The organism is Heyndrickxia oleronia, assembly GCF_017809215.1.
Classification (GTDB): Bacteria; Bacillota; Bacilli; order Bacillales; family Bacillaceae_C; genus Heyndrickxia; species Heyndrickxia oleronia.
In genome coordinates this window covers 4,889,845-4,907,011 of the sequence record NZ_CP065424.1, presented here as the reverse complement: position 1 = coordinate 4,907,011, position 17,167 = coordinate 4,889,845, and the positions used below count along the sequence as shown (strand labels likewise).

The 17,167-nt window shown below is 35.6% G+C and carries 17 protein-coding genes; all 17 read left to right on the top strand.

Annotation, left to right across the window (positions count from 1 at the left end; translation table 11 throughout):
- Positions 1 to 3 precede the first annotated feature (3 nt).
- The 17 genes from I5818_RS24590 (at position 4) to I5818_RS24510 (ending at position 17,148) form a co-directional block, all read left to right on the top strand.
- Positions 4 to 372, top strand: a complete 369-nt coding sequence (locus tag I5818_RS24590; protein ID WP_078111466.1) for a response regulator — start codon at positions 4 to 6, stop codon at positions 370 to 372.
- A gap of 212 nt (positions 373 to 584) precedes the next feature.
- A complete protein-coding gene (locus tag I5818_RS24585; protein WP_058005248.1) occupies positions 585 to 1,442 on the top strand; it encodes a class II fructose-bisphosphate aldolase in 858 nt (285 codons plus the stop codon).
- A 111-nt stretch (positions 1,443 to 1,553) separates the two neighbouring features.
- The gene (gene fsa, locus I5818_RS24580) at positions 1,554 to 2,201 is read left to right on the top strand and encodes a fructose-6-phosphate aldolase (RefSeq protein ID WP_058005249.1); all 648 of its coding nucleotides are present in this window, start codon (positions 1,554 to 1,556) and stop codon (positions 2,199 to 2,201) included.
- Between the two features lie 223 nt (positions 2,202 to 2,424).
- Entirely contained in the window at positions 2,425 to 3,711 is a 1,287-nt protein-coding gene (locus I5818_RS24575) for a UDP-N-acetylglucosamine 1-carboxyvinyltransferase (RefSeq protein WP_058005250.1), read from the top strand.
- Positions 3,712 to 3,844: 133 nt separating this feature from the next.
- Positions 3,845 to 4,807 (top strand): class II fructose-bisphosphatase, encoded by a 963-nt coding sequence (glpX, locus tag I5818_RS24570; protein WP_078109478.1) that lies wholly within the window; start codon positions 3,845 to 3,847, stop codon positions 4,805 to 4,807.
- A 459-nt stretch (positions 4,808 to 5,266) separates the two neighbouring features.
- Positions 5,267 to 6,550, top strand: a complete 1,284-nt coding sequence (gene rho / locus I5818_RS24565) for a transcription termination factor Rho (protein WP_058005252.1) — start codon at positions 5,267 to 5,269, stop codon at positions 6,548 to 6,550.
- Positions 6,551 to 6,760: 210 nt separating this feature from the next.
- Positions 6,761 to 6,967 (top strand): 50S ribosomal protein L31, encoded by a 207-nt coding sequence (gene rpmE, locus I5818_RS24560; RefSeq protein ID WP_058005253.1) that lies wholly within the window; start codon positions 6,761 to 6,763, stop codon positions 6,965 to 6,967.
- Positions 6,968 to 7,044: 77 nt separating this feature from the next.
- Positions 7,045 to 7,662 (top strand): thymidine kinase, encoded by a 618-nt coding sequence (locus I5818_RS24555; RefSeq protein ID WP_058005254.1) that lies wholly within the window; start codon positions 7,045 to 7,047, stop codon positions 7,660 to 7,662.
- A gap of 394 nt (positions 7,663 to 8,056) precedes the next feature.
- A complete protein-coding gene (locus I5818_RS24550) occupies positions 8,057 to 9,292 on the top strand; it encodes an aminotransferase class I/II-fold pyridoxal phosphate-dependent enzyme (protein WP_235849553.1) in 1,236 nt (411 codons plus the stop codon).
- Between the two features lie 226 nt (positions 9,293 to 9,518).
- Positions 9,519 to 9,926 (top strand): hypothetical protein, encoded by a 408-nt coding sequence (locus tag I5818_RS24545; RefSeq protein WP_058005255.1) that lies wholly within the window; start codon positions 9,519 to 9,521, stop codon positions 9,924 to 9,926.
- Positions 9,927 to 10,254: 328 nt separating this feature from the next.
- Positions 10,255 to 11,325, top strand: a complete 1,071-nt coding sequence (gene prfA / locus I5818_RS24540) for a peptide chain release factor 1 (protein ID WP_058005256.1) — start codon at positions 10,255 to 10,257, stop codon at positions 11,323 to 11,325.
- Positions 11,325 to 12,188, top strand: coding sequence for a peptide chain release factor N(5)-glutamine methyltransferase (gene prmC / locus I5818_RS24535; RefSeq protein WP_058005257.1), 864 nt, complete (start codon positions 11,325 to 11,327; stop codon positions 12,186 to 12,188). Before prfA ends, prmC begins: the two co-directional genes overlap by 1 nt.
- 219 nt (positions 12,189 to 12,407) lie before the next feature.
- Positions 12,408 to 13,202, top strand: coding sequence for a stage II sporulation protein R (spoIIR, locus tag I5818_RS24530; protein ID WP_180212332.1), 795 nt, complete (start codon positions 12,408 to 12,410; stop codon positions 13,200 to 13,202).
- A 254-nt stretch (positions 13,203 to 13,456) separates the two neighbouring features.
- Positions 13,457 to 14,503: an L-threonylcarbamoyladenylate synthase gene (locus tag I5818_RS24525; protein WP_078110122.1), complete on the top strand. Its 1,047-nt coding sequence runs from the start codon at positions 13,457 to 13,459 to the stop codon at positions 14,501 to 14,503.
- A 92-nt stretch (positions 14,504 to 14,595) separates the two neighbouring features.
- A complete protein-coding gene (locus I5818_RS24520; RefSeq protein WP_058005260.1) occupies positions 14,596 to 15,150 on the top strand; it encodes a manganese efflux pump MntP in 555 nt (184 codons plus the stop codon).
- A 191-nt stretch (positions 15,151 to 15,341) separates the two neighbouring features.
- Positions 15,342 to 15,779, top strand: coding sequence for a low molecular weight protein arginine phosphatase (locus tag I5818_RS24515; protein WP_257234090.1), 438 nt, complete (start codon positions 15,342 to 15,344; stop codon positions 15,777 to 15,779).
- A gap of 85 nt (positions 15,780 to 15,864) precedes the next feature.
- A complete protein-coding gene (locus I5818_RS24510; RefSeq protein ID WP_058005328.1) occupies positions 15,865 to 17,148 on the top strand; it encodes a methyl-accepting chemotaxis protein in 1,284 nt (427 codons plus the stop codon).
- Positions 17,149 to 17,167: the final 19 nt, after the last annotated feature.

Here is a 17,167-nt window from a genome sequence, read left to right as displayed (position 1 = left end):
AAGATGGAAGAAAAAATATTAATTGTTGATGATCAATTTGGAATTCGAATCCTTTTAAATGAAGTACTAAAAAAGGAGGGATATCATACATTCCAGGCAGCAAATGGCGTTCAAGCATTGGAAATTACAAAGAAGCATTCTCCAGATCTCGTCTTGTTAGATATGAAAATACCAGGAATGGATGGTATCGAAATTTTAAAAAGAATGAAAAGTATTGATCCAGATATTCGCGTGATTATTATGACTGCTTATGGAGAATTGGACATGATCCAAGAGGCGAAAGATTTGGGTGCACTTACACATTTTGCTAAGCCCTTCGATATAGACGACATCAGAAAAGCTGTGAGAGAGCATTTACCAGTAAAAGGTTAGAAGGTAAAATTTTTTAAAAAATTTTATTATTTTTATCCGATCATGTTCATTGGTAAAAGAAAAGCGAATTTGATATGATGAAAATGTTATTTTAACCTGTATGATGTTAAATTGTTTGTTTAATCTATAAGGGAAAGGATTGTAGAATACGTCCTAACTTTTGTACTTGAAATACGGACAATTTGACTGTAATTAAAGGAGGAAAATGTATCATGCCATTAGTCTCTATGACTGAAATGCTCAATAAAGCTAAAGAAGGCCATTATGCTGTTGGTCAATTCAATATTAATAATTTAGAATTTACACAAGCGATTCTTCTTGCAGCAGAAGAAGAAAAGTCACCAGTTATCCTTGGGGTTTCTGAAGGTGCTGGTCGCTATATTGGTGGTTTTAAAACAGTAGTAAAAATGGTAGAAGGTTTAATGGAAGACTATAAGATTACAGTACCAGTTGCTATTCATTTGGATCACGGTTCAAGCTATGATAAATGTAAAGAAGCTATTGATGCTGGATTTACTTCAGTGATGATTGATGCTTCACACCATCCATTTGAAGAAAATGTGGCGATTACATCTAAAGTAGTTGAATATGCACATGCTAAAGATGTTTCTGTAGAAGCAGAACTTGGAACAGTTGGTGGACAAGAAGATGATGTGGTTGCAAATGGTGTCATTTATGCAGATCCGAATGAATGTCAAGAACTAGTGAAGCGTACAGGTATTGATACACTTGCTCCAGCATTGGGTTCTGTTCATGGTCCTTACAAAGGTGAACCAAATCTTGGTTTCAAGGAAATGGAAGAGATAGGTAAAGCTACAGGTCTTCCTTTAGTTTTACATGGAGGAACAGGTATCCCAACAAAAGATATTCAAAAGGCGATTTCTTTAGGAACAGCTAAAATTAATGTAAATACAGAAAACCAAATTGCTTCAGCAAAAAAAGTGCGTGAAGTACTTGCTGCAGACGCAGAAATGTATGATCCTAGAAAATATTTAGGACCTGCTCGTGATGCCATAAAAGAAACTGTAATTGGTAAAATACGCGAATTTGGTTCTTCTAATAAAGCTTAATATAATTACTACTATAATTTTTAAACAACTTAGACCTACAACTTGTGAAACCGCCTTATCCTAGGCGGTTTCGGTGTATATATATAAATTTTTTATGCAGAGGTGAGTAAAATGAAATTTTTTATTGATACGGCAAATTTGGAAGAAATTAAACAAGCATTTGAACTTGGTATTATAGCAGGTGTAACAACTAATCCGTCACTAGTAGCAAAAGAGAATGTATCTTTTCCTGAACGCTTAAAGGAAATCACTAGTTTCGTTACAGGTTCTGTTAGCGCTGAGGTAATTGCCTTAGATGCAGAAGGTATGGTTAAAGAAGGACGCGAACTTGCTAAAATTGCCCCAAATATTACGATAAAGGTTCCAATGACTCCAGAAGGCTTAAAAGCTGTACATATTTTCTCGAAAGAGGGAATAAAAACCAATGTAACGTTAATTTTTAGTGCAAATCAAGCATTGATGGCTGCCCGTGCTGGAGCATCATATGTATCTCCATTTTTAGGAAGACTAGATGATATCGGTCATAATGGAATTGAGCTTGTATCCACGATAGCAGAAATTTTTGAAACTCATCAAATTAATACAGAAATTATTGCTGCATCTATTAGGCACCCCCAACATATCACGGATGCTGCATTAGCGGGTGCACATATTGCAACGGTTCCTTTTAAAGTAATCATGCAATTATTTAAACATCCACTAACGGACAAAGGAATTGAACAATTTTTGCAAGATTGGGATTCACATCTGCAAAAATAAGAGAAAACAATTTACAGAATGGTAAAAAGGTATGAATTAGGAAGGCATATGGTAAAACTTAATGATATTGACATCATTCTCTATTTAACCTCGATGATGATAGTGGTATCGTAGAGGATATGAGTATGTAGAAAAGCATAATTTCTATATACAGCCCATTCATCTGGTTGATTGTATAAAGCTGTTTTTGGTCAAAACCCAGATCTACGGAAGGGAGTATAAAATGGAAAAACTAAAGATTGCAGGGGGATATTCATTAAAAGGAACAATTAAAGTAAGTGGCGCTAAAAACAGTGCGGTTGCTTTAATACCTGCCACGATCCTAGCAGAAACCCCTGTGACGATAGAAGGTTTACCCAATATTTCAGATGTTGGAATTTTGAAAACTTTATTGGAAGAAATCGGTGGGGCGGTTACATTTGAAGACGGTGAAATGGTAGTAGATCCAACACAAATGGTTTCGATGCCACTACCAAATGGAAAGGTCAAAAAACTTCGTGCATCCTATTATTTAATGGGAGCTATGCTTGGAAGATTTAAAAAAGCTGTGATCGGATTGCCTGGTGGTTGTCATTTAGGTCCAAGACCTATTGATCAGCACATTAAAGGGTTTGAGGCTTTAGGTGCAAAGGTGACAAATGAGCAAGGTGCAATATACTTACGAGCAGATGAATTGCATGGTGCAAGAATTTATCTGGATGTTGTTAGTGTAGGTGCGACCATTAATATTATGTTGGCTGCAGTCAAAGCAAAAGGGAAAACTGTCATTGAAAACGCTGCAAAGGAACCAGAAATCATTGATGTAGCGACCTTACTTACAAATATGGGAGCAAAAATAAAGGGAGCCGGAACTGATGTCATACGAATCGAAGGTGTAGAATCATTAAATGGTTGTCGCCATACAATTATTCCCGATCGTATTGAAGCAGGGACATTTATGTTACTAGGTGCAGCTGCTGGTGATGGTGTATTAATTGATAATGTAATACCGCATCACTTAGAATCATTGACTGCAAAGCTTCGTGAAATGGGCGTTCCAATAGAGGTCGGCGATGAGCAAATCTTCATTGGCAAAGGCGAACATTTGAAAGCAGTTGATATAAAAACCTTGGTATATCCTGGTTTTCCAACTGATTTGCAACAACCTTTTACTTCACTTCTAACTAAGGCAGAAGGAACTTCTGTAGTAACAGATACGATTTATTCTGCACGATTTAAGCATATTGATGAATTAAGAAGAATGAATGCGAACATCAAGGTTGAAGGTCGTTCCGCAATCATTAATGGACCTACTACTCTACAAGGAGCAAAGGTAAAAGCAAGTGACCTACGGGCTGGTGCTGCCCTTGTAATTGCCGGTTTAATGGCAGAAGGTATTACTGAAGTAACTGGTTTAGAACATATTGACCGGGGATATAGTAATTTAGTTGAAAAACTAGAAGGTTTAGGGGCCACTATTTGGCGTGAAAAAATGACTGAAGAAGAAATGGAACAGCAAAAGAGCCTGTGAGAATGAAACCTTAATGTGAAATCGATAAATAGTAAACACAATTCTTGTTAATTGTGCTACAATATAAAAGAAATGTGTTATACCATTTATGGATTAGTCAACAATATATGTTGATCACATAGGGGGAAGAAAGATGGAAAGAAGTTTATCGATGGAATTGGTCCGTGTAACGGAGGCCGCTGCTCTTGCTTCTGCTCGATTAATGGGAAGAGGGAAAAAGCCAGAAGCAGATGATGCAGCTACTTCAGCAATGCGTGATGTATTTGATACCATTCCAATGAAAGGTACAGTAGTCATTGGAGAGGGAGAGATGGACGAGGCTCCAATGTTATATATCGGTGAAAAACTTGGTACAGGATATGGACCACGTGTCGACGTAGCTGTGGATCCTCTTGAAGGAACAAATATTGTTGCATCTGGGGGTTGGAACGCATTAGCTGTGTTAGCGGTTGCAGATCATGGAAATTTATTACATGCTCCCGATATGTATATGGATAAAATTGCTGTTGGTCCAGAAGCTGTTGGCCAAATCGATATTAATGCTTCTGTTCTAGATAATTTAAAAGCTGTAGCGAAAGCAAAAAACAAAGATGTAGAGGATGTTGTAGCAACAGTTTTAAATAGACCAAGACATGAGCATATTATTGCGCAACTTCGTGAAGCAGGAGCAAGAATAAAGCTTATCAACGACGGGGATGTAGCAGGAGCAATAAATACGGCTTTTGATCATACAGGTGTTGATATTCTATTCGGATCTGGCGGTGCACCAGAAGGTGTGATTGCTGCGGTTGCCTTGAAATGTCTTGGTGGAGAGTTACAGGGAAGATTGTTACCACAAAATGATGCCGAATTAGAACGCTGTATTAAAATGGGATTGGATACGAATAAAATTTTATTAATGGAAGACTTAGTCCGCGGTGATGATGCAATCTTCTCGGCAACAGGTGTTACAGATGGAGAACTTTTAAAAGGGGTTCAATTTAAAGGCTCCTACGGTTCTACTCACTCAGTGGTTATGCGAGCTAAATCGGGAACTGTTCGGTTTATTGATGGACGACATAGCCTAAAAAAGAAACCAAATTTAGTAATCAAATAAGATTTTTTGAAGATCTATGAGAATAGTGTTTTAATTAGATGATAAAAAGATATGAATAATTTCCTATCAACTCAATAAATTTGTACAGGTCAATTGCCTGTACAAATTTATTTCCTTCCTTCTTATTGATTCTTTCTCGAAAATATGGTTAAAATAGATATTGTTTTTGCTTTCTTTATTTTTAAAGTTCTTCCGAGGCTTCTGAATCTTCAATATTTTAAATATTCTTTTCTTCGGCGCCCTTAATACTATTTTGGTGCTAAAAGTACTCTTATCGACAGAGATATACCTCTTTCAATGATCTTTTTTAAAGAAAGATTAAATACCACTTTCTTTAAAAGAAATTCTTTCCTCAGAACACGATAGTACTTTCATGAAGATCTGATTAGAAATGAAAAAAACAATTTTAATAATAATAATAATAATTTAGCATTGAAAAAAACAAAGTGTGGTGTAGATATGGAAGGTTTATCAATTTCAAGTCTTGATAATATGACGCTTAAGGAGCTCTATGCTTTAGCACGAGAGTATAAAGTTTCATACTATAGTAAATTAACAAAAAAAGAACTTATTTTTGCGATTTTAAAAGCACGTGCTGAACAAGAAGGCTATTTCTTCATGGAAGGTGTTCTTGAAATCATCCAATCGGAAGGCTTTGGTTTCTTAAGACCAATAAATTATTCCCCAAGTTCAGAGGATATTTATATTTCAGCTTCCCAAATTCGACGTTTTGATTTAAGAAATGGTGATAAGGTTTCAGGAAAAGTTCGTCCTCCAAAGGAAAATGAACGCTATTATGGATTACTTCATGTTGAAGCAGTAAATGGGGATAATCCAGAATCTGCAAAGGAACGTGTGCATTTCCCTGCACTAACACCATTATATCCAGACAGACAAATAAAATTAGAAACAGCTCCCAATAAATTATCCACTAGGATTATGGATCTAATTGCCCCTGTTGGTTTTGGACAACGTGGTTTAATTGTCGCTCCTCCTAAGGCAGGAAAAACGATGCTTTTAAAGGAGATAGCTAATTCCATAACAACGAATAACCCTGATGCCGAGCTAATTGTTCTATTAATTGACGAGCGTCCTGAAGAGGTAACCGATATCGAGCGCTCAGTTAATGCAGAGGTTGTAAGTTCAACTTTTGATGAGGTACCAGAAAATCATATTAAAGTAGCAGAATTAGTATTGGAAAGAGCCATGCGTTTAGTTGAGCATAAGCGTGATGTTGTTATTCTGATGGATAGCATTACTCGTCTAGCCCGTGCATACAACTTAGTCATTCCCCCAAGTGGACGAACTCTTTCAGGTGGTATTGATCCAGCTGCGTTCCACCGTCCAAAACGTTTCTTTGGTGCAGCTAGAAATATTGAAGAAGGTGGTAGCTTAACTATTTTGGCGACTGCACTTGTTGAAACTGGCTCACGGATGGACGATGTTATTTATGAAGAATTTAAAGGAACCGGTAATATGGAACTCCATCTTGACCGTTCACTATCAGAAAAACGAATCTTCCCTGCTATTGATATTCGTCGATCAGGAACGCGTAAAGAAGAATTACTTATTCCGAAGGAGCATTTAGACAAACTGTGGGCAATAAGAAAGTCAATGTCTGATACACCTGATTTTGTAGAAAGATTTTTACGCAAACTAAAGAAAACGAAAACGAATGAGGAATTTTTTGAGGTTTTAACTGCTGAAATGAAAGGCAGTACAACTGGAAGAAGAACGGTTTAATATAAGGGAAAAAGTGGATAGTAAATATTAAACTGTAATATTGCATTTCAAAAAATAGCTTGTTATAATATACCCATGTGTTTGTAAATTCTAATGGAGAAAATCAGAAATCAAGATTTTCTAAAGATCGTTATCATTATAACTTTCTTTGAACCCATAGAAATATATAACTCTGTTTCGAAATGACTCAGGGCAAAGGAGATGAAAAGAATGAAAGCAGGTATTCATCCAGGATACAAAAAAGCAATGGTTAAATGCGCTTGCGGTAACGAATTCGAAAGTGGTTCAGTAAAAGAAGAGATTCGTGTTGAGGTATGCTCAGAATGTCATCCATTCTATACTGGTCGCCAAAAATTCGCTTCTGCTGATGGACGTGTTGACCGATTCAATAAAAAATACGGTTTTAAACAACAATAATGATAAAAAACAGGCAAGAAAGCTTGCCTGTTTTTTATTTCTGTAAATTTGAAAATCGGAGGGAGGATGCTCAATCAATGTATGTAATGGAACACTCAGGTTGGATAGAAGTAATTTGTGGCAGTATGTTTTCAGGCAAGTCTGAAGAACTAATCAGACGTGTACGTCGTGCACAGTTTGCTAAACAAGAAATTGCTGTATTTAAACCTAAGTTGGATGACCGCTACAGCAAAGAATCAGTTGTTTCTCATAACGGTACCTCGGTTATTGCCCTTCCGATAGAAAAAGCACGTGATATCTTTGAAAACATACATAGAAATATTGATATCATTGCCATAGATGAGGCACAGTTTTTCGATGAAGAAATTGTTGAGGTTGTTCAAGAATTAGCGAATAATGGACATCGGGTTATTTTGGCTGGACTTGATCAAGATTTCAGAGGGGTTCCTTTCGGGCCGATGCCAAAACTTATGGCTATTGCAGAATTAGTAACAAAGCTCCAGGCAGTATGTACAGTTTGTGGATCACCTGCAAGTAGAACTCAACGTTTAATTAATGGTAAACCAGCTTGTGCGGATGATCCAATCATCCTTGTGGGTGCTTCGGAAGCTTATGAAGCTCGCTGTCGTCATCATCATGAAGTCCCAGAGGGAATTAGTATACCTCTAAAACAAATTGTTACTAGTGTAGAATAAGTCTCTTTTTAGAGGCTTTTTTTGATGACTCCTTTAAAAAATTAACTTTCGAATCACGTTTTAAACCTCATTTAATTTCAGTAAAGTAATAAATTTTGAAAAACATCTAGTATATTTCATTATTTTTCCATAAATAGTGAAAAAGAACTAAAAATCATTGTTTTTCTATACATACTTCTATATAATAAAATAAATTTCGACAAGTTTATTGATTTTGAAAATTCATGATATCTTCGCTTTCGTCCAATAAAATGGACATACAACAAGACTCCTTATTTCCCCATAGTCCTTTTCAGAGGAAAAGCCACTTAGTAAGTATGGATTTTTATCTTAATTAGAACAAGGAAGTTCTATAAAACAAAACTGTTAAATATTTGATGAGGAGGAATTTGCTGTGAATTCAAAAAATGAACTTGATAAGTCCTCTAGTATTGATTGTTTTCCGGAGGTTACGAGCTTTTCTGAGTATTTTATGGAAAAAGGAACTGTACCGTACTTTAGAGTGAATGATGGAATTGCATCGAATACGATAATCATTAATGGAAAAGAAATGATTAATTACTCAACTTATAATTATTTAGGAATGAATGGTTGTGAGGAAATAAATGAGCAAGTATATAAAGCTATACAACAATATGGAACAAGCGTATCTGGAAGTAGATTATTAAGTGGAGAAATTGAGCTTCACTCAAGATTAGAAAAAAAGATTGCATCTTTTATTGGAACAGAAGATGCAATTGTACAAGTAGGTGGCCATAGTACAAATGTAAATACGATTGGAAATCTTGTAAATGGAGAGGATTTAATTCTATATGATGCATTAGCACATAATAGTATTATTCAAGGAGCTATTTTATCGAAGGCCAAAAGAAGGCCATTTAAACATAATGATATGGAAAGTCTTGAAAGTAAGTTGAAAAAATTGAGATACAAATACCGACGTGTTCTAATTGTTGTAGAAGGTGTTTATAGTATGGATGGAGATATTTGCAAACTACCTGAGTTGATCAAATTAAAAAACAAATATAACGCACTCTTAATGGTCGACGAAGCACACTCAATTGGTACAATTGGTGAAAATGGTCGTGGAGTGACAAGTTATTACAATATTGATCCAAAAGAAGTAGATGTATTAATGGGTACATTAAGTAAATCACTTAACAGCTGTGGGGGATATATCGCGGGTAGTAAAAGATTTATTCATTATTTAAGATACAATTCTCCGGGATTTATTTTTAGTGTTGGTATAACTCCTGCCAATGCCGCAGCTGCGTATGCATCATTAGAAATATGTGAGAGAGAAGAGCATTTATTTGAAAGGCTAAAGAAGAATTCAACTTACTTCCTTTCAAAGTTAAAGTCATTGGATGTAAATACTGGAGATAGTTGTGACACACCTATCATTCCGATGATTATAGGAAATACTGATAAGGCTCTTATTTTTGCTGAAAAGCTTTATCAAAGAGGTGTGAATGCAATGCCTATTGTTTATCCAGCTGTTAAGGAAAGCCAAGCAAGAATTAGATTTTTTATGTCAGCGGCGCATACGAAGGAAAATATTGATCAAACCATCCAAATAATCAAAGAAGAATTAATCAATCAGAAGGAAGAAGCATTACAATACAGTTGATTAAGGGGATACTTTATGCGGGAATGAAGGATGTCGACCTCTAACCTATTTTTAAAATAAAACAATAACTAATATCAACAAGGAATGAAGGATGTCGACCTCCAACCTATTTTTAAAGTAAAACAATAACTAATAGCAACAATGTTTGAGAAAAGAGCCTTTTTAAGTTGTAGTTCTACATAAACATTCTTCATCAGGAAAAGCTATTCCTATGGAGGTGCAGTTTATGTGGAAATTGACAATTAGCTTTCTATTCTTATTAGGTTTATTATCAGGTTGTGGGAGCAATCAGTTAAATGATGATGCACTTACAAATAATGGGGCTAAGGATAATAAGTATAGAGAGATTTCTACTAGTCAAACGAATGAAAATCCAAATATGATTGATTTAAAAAAGGGTGACCCTCAACCTACGGTAGGTTCTGAAGTAGATAAGGCGAAGGATGTCGTAAGAAGCCAAAAGGGGTATGTACCTTCTTCTGTTTGGATTAATGGAAATAATATGTGGGTGAATGTTCATACGAATAAACGTTTAACCCATCATGAACGAATGAAAGAGGAATCAAAGCTTCATAAGAAGCTCATTCAAGCTTTGCCGAAATATGATATTAATGTAAAGATTGATGAACAATAAAAAAAGGGCTGTCTGATACTTACTTATTCAGACAGTCTTTTTATATGGATTTGAAGCTATAGAATCCTTAATGAGCAGAAATCATTAGTAAAATTAAAAATTCGAATGCTCAACTATTCCTTGTCATAGATGGAAAGATGTATGAACTTTTTTTACAGAAGGTTAGTTTGAAAGAGTGAACAAAGGGCGTTTCCTATTTACGAGGGTAGTCGAGTATACTATAATAGTACTGTTACGGACATAATTGATAATGAGATCCATTAAGACTTTAGATAGAATCATTTATAATTTTTTAAGCGTAAGCTTATGATAATAGAGGTGAAATGCCATGTTTGATCGATTACAAATTGTAGAAGATCGTTATGAGAAGCTCAATGAACTTTTAAGCGATCCTGAAATTATTAACGATACAAAAAAATTAAGAGAATATTCAAAGGAACAGTCTGATATTCAGGAAACAGTTATGGTGTATCGTGAATATAAAGAAGTTCAACAGCAATTTAAAGATGCAAAAGCAATGTTAGAAGAAAAGCTTGATAATGAAATGCGTGAGATGGTTAAAGAAGAAATACATGAATTAGAAGAACAAATTGAAGGCTTTGAAGACCGTTTAAAAATATTACTTTTACCAAAAGATCCTAATGATGATAAGAACGTTATTATGGAGATTCGCGGAGCAGCAGGTGGAGACGAGGCAGCTCTTTTTGCAGGCGATCTTTATCGAATGTATAGTCGTTATGCAGAGGCTCAAGGTTGGAAAACTGAAGTGATTGAGGCTAGTACAACTGGTGTAGGCGGCTATAAGGAAATTATTTTCATGATTAATGGGAAGGGAGCATTTTCAAAACTAAAATTTGAAAATGGAGCTCATCGTGTTCAACGTGTACCAGAGACAGAATCAGGTGGTCGTATTCATACGTCTACTGCGACGGTAGCAGTTCTACCTGAAGCTGAAGAGGTTGAAGTGGAAATACATGAAAAGGATATTCGTGTAGATACGTTTGCGTCTAGTGGACCAGGTGGACAAAGCGTTAACACGACCATGTCAGCAGTTCGTTTAACACATATTCCAACTGGAACAGTAGTTTCTTGCCAAGATGAGAAATCACAAATAAAGAATAAGGAAAAGGCAATGAAGGTTTTACGTGCACGTGTCTATGATAAATTTCAACAAGAAGCACAAGCAGAATATGATGCCAATCGTAAGTCTGCTGTTGGGACGGGAGATCGTTCAGAACGTATTCGTACGTATAATTTCCCGCAAAATCGTGTTACTGATCACCGTATCGGATTAACTATTCAAAAATTGGATCAGATTCTTCAAGGAAAAATGGATGATATTATAGATGCGCTTATTTTGGAAGATCAATCCCATAAACTAGAAAGTGTGAATGACTAATGGTTCAAGGCCAAAAAGTCTTTGAAGCTCTGCAATGGGCTTCTTCTTTTTTAGTGGAACATCAACGGGACGCGAATGCAGGTGAAATCCTGCTGAGACATTATCTACAGATGAGTAGATCTCAGTTATTTGCAAACCAACAATTGGTTCTTCCGGAGCAAGTACAGAAAGATTTTTATAAAGCTGTTAGGATGCATGCAGGTGGAGTTCCTATTCAGCATATAATGGGCTATGAAGAGTTCTATGGCAGGGAGTTTATCGTTAATCAGGATGTACTTATCCCTCGTCCAGAGACAGAGGAATTAATTGTTGAAGCCATTACTAGAACTAAGCGAATGTTTCCAGACCAAAAGGATTTGAAAATGGTCGATATAGGTACTGGTAGTGGAATTATTGCTATCACAATGAAACTTGAATGCCCATATCTTTTTACTTCAGCCATAGACATATCTGGAAGTGCGTTGGAAATAGCGAAAAAAAATGCAGCCCGGTATAAAGCGGATATTTCTTTTATACAAGGTGATTTATTAATCCCTATTATTAAGGCAAAGGAAAAAGTGGATATTATATTATCCAATCCTCCCTATATTCCGAACAGAGATATTGAAGTATTATCTGATGTGGTGAAGGATCACGAACCACATCAGGCACTATTTGGAGGATTTGACGGGCTCGATTATTATAGAAGATTAATGGAACAGATTCCTGAAGTTATTAGGGAGAAGGCATTAATTGGGTTTGAAATTGGAATGGGTCAAGGGGAACAAGTCGCTGAAATCCTTAGAAAGTCATTTCCACAAAGTGTCATTGAAATAGTAAATGACATAAATGGAAAGGATCGAATGGTTTTTTGTGAAATATAAAATGAATTTATGGGCTACCTGGCTTTACTTTTTTAGGTAGTCTTTTTTTTATAGGCTCATTTCTAAATCAACCAATAAATATAGGGTTAATAACGAATACGAAAAGTACATTAAAAGTAAATCGTCTTATGAGAATTACTTCTATAAAAAAATTCAAGTTTACTAGTTTAAGATTTCAACATTTTGTCCACAATATCTTAGTAAGGGATGGTGGAGAAAATGAATAAAAAAAATGTAGCATGGATTTATATTATGATGTTATCAATTGGCACAATTCTAAGTTTATATATACCAAAGCAAGAAAGTGTTGCGGATGAAACCATTGTTATACCTCAGGAGGCGGTTCGTCTGCGGATCTTAGCCAATAGTGATACGCAAAAGGATCAAGCGATAAAGCGAAAAGTACGTGATGAAGTAAATAAAGAAATCACAAGATGGGTGGAAAGTCTGACATCTATTGAGGATGCAAGAGAAGTCATCCAATCTCATTTAGGTGATATTCAAATGATAGCAGAACGTGTTGTAAAGGAAGAAAACAGTAAACAATCCGTCAAAGTGGAGTTTGGTCAAGTTCAATTTCCTACTAAGCTATATGGACAATTTTTATATCCAGCAGGTAAATATGAGGCAGTACTAATTACACTTGGTAAAGGTGATGGAGCCAACTGGTGGTGTGTTCTGTACCCTCCATTATGTTTTCTAGATTTTTCTAACGGTGTAGCAGTAAGTCCGGGATTTGATAGTAGTAATGAAGAAAAAAAGGAATCAACGGAGCGTAATAAAGAAAATGCTGTAACACAAATGAAGGAGAATAATCAACAAAAGAATGTAGAAAATGTGGATATTGAGAAGTTTGATAGTAAGAATAAGGATAATGAGGATAAGTCTACAGAAATAAGTAAAAAGAAAGGCAAGAATTCTTCAACGGAACCTTTATATGTAAAAGATAATGAGGATGAAGATGATGTAAAGGTTAAGTTTTTTATAGTAGAATTATTTGAGAAGGTATTCTAGCAGGAGTCGCAAGACTTCTTTTTTGTTTTCTTTGTGGATATTTTATTATTAAAGTGGTTATTCACATTTTTCTAAAAAGTTATCCACTTTATTTATGAAATTATCCACATATTGTGGATAATACTTGTTTTCATTACTTCTTTTTAATATACTTTCAAAGGAGAAATGAATCGATAACTGACAAAATAAGATAAAACTCGACATTGTTCAATTTTGAGGATTAATTTTCAACATAGAAGAAGAGGTGATATGCTATGAAAACTATTCAGTGGTTTGTGGATAAAAATGTGGATATTTCCCCAAATAATCCACAATTAGAAAAAGCAGCAAATTTATTAAAACAAAATGAAGTTGTTGCATTCCCTACAGAGACTGTTTATGGTCTTGGGGCAAACGCGTTATCAGACGATGCGGTAGAGAAAATATTTGAAGCGAAGGGAAGACCGAGTGATAATCCACTAATTGTCCACATAGCAGAGCTTAGTCAATTAGAGGAAATTGTAACGTTTATACCTGAAAAGGCAAAAATTCTTATGAATACGTTTTGGCCTGGTCCATTAACCATTCTTTTTAATCGTAAACCGAATGTTCTTTCGGAGAAAGTAACTGCTGGAATGGAAACAGTCGGGATACGCATGCCAGATCATCCGATTGCCCTTCAAATTATCCATCAATCTAATTTACCAATTGCTGCGCCGAGTGCAAATCGTTCCGGAAGACCAAGTCCAACCATTGCTGAGCATGTTCTAGAGGATTTGGATGGTAGAATAGCAGGTATTGTTAATGGGGGAGATACGGGCGTAGGTGTAGAATCAACTGTCATCGATTGTACACAGGATATACCGATGATTCTTCGCCCAGGGGGTGTTTCAAAGGAAGAAATAGAACAGGTAATTGGTGAAATTGCAATCGATCCAGGTCTTGAAAATAAAAATATCATTCGCCCCAAATCACCTGGGATGAAATATACTCATTATGCTCCTGATGCACCTGTTTATTTAGTTGAGGGTACAACTAATTTTCTCCAGGAATTAGTTCGAAATAAGCAAAATGATGGCATGAAAGTAGGTGTCATAGCGACAGAGGAAACACAAAAAGAGTATGTTGCGGATGCCGTCATTTCCTGTGGAAAAAGAGGCGATTTACATTCTGTTGCACATTCATTATATGATACGTTAAGAGCATTTAATAACCTTGATGTTGACATCATTTTTGCTGAGACCTTCCCACTTGATGGGATTGGCCTGGCGATCATGAATCGTTTGGAAAAGGCCGCAGGACATCGGTGGATTCATCAATAATGATTTTCTAGAGAAGACCAGTTAAAAATACATTCTAATCCTCTAAGGACATGCATATGTTGTCTGTAGGCACGTCCAAAGGAGGAAATGGAATGGAAGCAATCATCGCAGAATTATTTACATTAATGCTAATGGCGTTTGCATTAGGTATGGATGCATTTTCAATTGGTCTTGGCATGGGGATGTTTCAACTACGCTATAAACAAATTTTTTATATAGGATTAACGATTGGATTTTTTCATGTTTGGATGCCTCTTCTCGGGATTATTGCTGGACATTTTATATCTGATAAGTTCGGAATGATCGCACAGTATATTGGTGGTATTTTATTAATTATTTTAGGAATACAAATGATACTTTCTAGCCTAAAAAAGGAAGAGAGGATTGTTATAAAACCATTTGGGTGGGGTTTAATAGTTTTTGCATTAAGTGTTAGTTTAGATAGCTTTTCAGTGGGCCTATCCTTAGGTATATTTGGTGCCAGGTCAGCAGCTGTTGTGATTTGTTTTGGAGTGGTTGCAACGTTATTGACATGGATAGGATTATTATTAGGGAGAAAGTTTCAAGGATATATCGGCTCATACAGTGAAGCTCTAGGTGGAAGTATATTATTGGCATTCGGTATCAAATTATTATTAGTCTTCTAAAAAGCTATAATTTTAAATGGTGGTAAGCAAAACAATCTGCTTACTTTTTTTTATATAGAAAGTATCAAGCATGCTATTTCTTATTCACATTATTTTTAAAAACGTCACTATTTAATCTGAGTCTTTTAGACTATAATAAGGGAAAGAAGTCTACTTAACATATATGGTGATTTTTGGAGGGATATATCAATTTGAATATTCTATTCATTTGTACGGGAAACACATGTCGAAGCCCAATGGCTGAGGCTATTTTGAAAAATAAAGGGATAAAGGGAATATCGGTAAGGTCTGCTGGAATTTTTGCTATGGATGGACAGCATGCTTCAATTCAAACACAGCAGGTTCTCGATGAAAATAGTATAAAACATAATCATGTTTCGAAAAAATTAAGTGTAGAAGATATTGAATGGGCAACAAAAATTATAACAATGACAATGGACCATAAACGATTTATTCTAGATACCTACCCATCTGCTTCGGAAAAAGTGTTTACATTAAAAGAGGCGGCTAATGGTCACTTAGGGGATATGGATGTAATGGATCCTTTTGGGGGAAGTATTGAAGTTTATAGAAAAACCTATAATGAATTAACAAAACTCATTGAAAATCTAATCATGAATGATCAATGATCAATTTTTAGAAAAAGGCTCTTCAAATAACTTGGGGAATATAAAAATAGCCTATATAAAAACACAGCTTGGGGGAGAGGGGAAAATGAAAAGAAAATATAAGTTTGGTCTGCGAAAAAAACTAGTTTTATTTGTTACTTTATTAGCATTAATTACTTATTCGACGAGTTTCTTCTTTATTAGTATTGTTCATTCTAAATTCGCTACCAATATTGATGATTCACTTTTTAATAGTATTACTCTATTATTAGGGATATTTTGGACAGGCTTACTTGCCTATTTTGTAGCAGGTGTTATAACGAAACCACTGCAGCGTTTAGAACATGCAGCTATAAATGCAAGTCAAGGAAATATTAAAGAGGATGTTATGATACCTAAGTCGGATGATGAAATTCGTTCATTAGGAATGGCGTTTAACCAAATGCTCTCTAATTTAAGAGTTATGGTACATAGTATTGAAGATAACTTCCAACAAACAAATGGTAATGTCCTCTCTATTTCAGAAAAAACTACAAGGGCAACCCAGCAAGCGGAAAGTATTGCTCAGACAATAAATGAAATATCTGCAGGTGCTGAGAGCTCTGCAATTGCAATTCAATCAACAGCTGAATCGGTAGAGGATATCATTCATATTGCGAATAAAGTACAAGAAAATGCCAAGTCTTCTAAACAAGTTTCCGAAGAAATGGTAAAGGAGCTACAAGATAGTAAAGAGGTAATTAATTCTCTTATAACTGGAATAGATCGATTAGCCAAGGAGAACCAAGAATCATTACAAGTGGTTCATCATCTTGAGGAGGATGCAAAGAAGGTTGAGCAAATCATATTATTAGTTGGTGATATTGCGGCTCAAACCAATTTGTTAGCTTTGAATGCTTCAATTGAGGCTGCACGTGCAGGTGAGCATGGAAAAGGATTTGCTGTTGTAGCTGAAGAGGTACGTAAATTGGCAGATGAAAGTGCAAAAGCGGTACAAGGAATTTCGGAGCTGATCCAAAACATCCAAAGTGGTGTAGAAAGTGTTGTTAAACAAATCTCAGAACAGGTAAAAACAGCTAATCATGAGGCTTCAAAAGGCGCTAAGACAAATGAAGTTATTGGAGCGATGACGAATACCATTCATATTGTTGCAAATAAGGTGCAAAGTATTTCTGCCTTAGTTGATAGTCAAATGGAAAGCATCCAATTAACTTCCCAACAATCACAAGAAGTAGCAGCAATTGCCGAACAAACTTCTGCTGGCGCAGAAGAAGTAACTGAAGCAACGAAAGAGCAGGCAGAAGTTATGGAAAATGTGGAAAGTCTCGTTTTCCAATTAAAAGATCATGCGGAAAAATTAAAAGGAACCATATCACAATTCCATTTATAAACAAAAAAAATCCAACGAT

What these genes read in the sequence shown, in the direction of transcription:
- I5818_RS24590 (WP_078111466.1), top strand. Translation starts at nt 4, where the DNA reads ATGGAAGAAAAAATATTAATTGTTGATGATCAATTTGGAATTCGAATC.
- I5818_RS24585 (WP_058005248.1), top strand. Translation starts at nt 585, where the DNA reads ATGCCATTAGTCTCTATGACTGAAATGCTCAATAAAGCTAAAGAAGGC.
- fsa (WP_058005249.1), top strand. Translation starts at nt 1,554, where the DNA reads ATGAAATTTTTTATTGATACGGCAAATTTGGAAGAAATTAAACAAGCA.
- I5818_RS24575 (WP_058005250.1), top strand. Translation starts at nt 2,425, where the DNA reads ATGGAAAAACTAAAGATTGCAGGGGGATATTCATTAAAAGGAACAATT.
- glpX (WP_078109478.1), top strand. Translation starts at nt 3,845, where the DNA reads ATGGAAAGAAGTTTATCGATGGAATTGGTCCGTGTAACGGAGGCCGCT.
- rho (WP_058005252.1), top strand. Translation starts at nt 5,267, where the DNA reads ATGGAAGGTTTATCAATTTCAAGTCTTGATAATATGACGCTTAAGGAG.
- rpmE (WP_058005253.1), top strand. Translation starts at nt 6,761, where the DNA reads ATGAAAGCAGGTATTCATCCAGGATACAAAAAAGCAATGGTTAAATGC.
- I5818_RS24555 (WP_058005254.1), top strand. Translation starts at nt 7,045, where the DNA reads ATGTATGTAATGGAACACTCAGGTTGGATAGAAGTAATTTGTGGCAGT.
- I5818_RS24545 (WP_058005255.1), top strand. Translation starts at nt 9,519, where the DNA reads ATGTGGAAATTGACAATTAGCTTTCTATTCTTATTAGGTTTATTATCA.
- prfA (WP_058005256.1), top strand. Translation starts at nt 10,255, where the DNA reads ATGTTTGATCGATTACAAATTGTAGAAGATCGTTATGAGAAGCTCAAT.
- prmC (WP_058005257.1), top strand. Translation starts at nt 11,325, where the DNA reads ATGGTTCAAGGCCAAAAAGTCTTTGAAGCTCTGCAATGGGCTTCTTCT.
- spoIIR (WP_180212332.1), top strand. Translation starts at nt 12,408, where the DNA reads ATGAATAAAAAAAATGTAGCATGGATTTATATTATGATGTTATCAATT.
- I5818_RS24525 (WP_078110122.1), top strand. Translation starts at nt 13,457, where the DNA reads ATGAAAACTATTCAGTGGTTTGTGGATAAAAATGTGGATATTTCCCCA.
- I5818_RS24520 (WP_058005260.1), top strand. Translation starts at nt 14,596, where the DNA reads ATGGAAGCAATCATCGCAGAATTATTTACATTAATGCTAATGGCGTTT.
- I5818_RS24510 (WP_058005328.1), top strand. Translation starts at nt 15,865, where the DNA reads ATGAAAAGAAAATATAAGTTTGGTCTGCGAAAAAAACTAGTTTTATTT.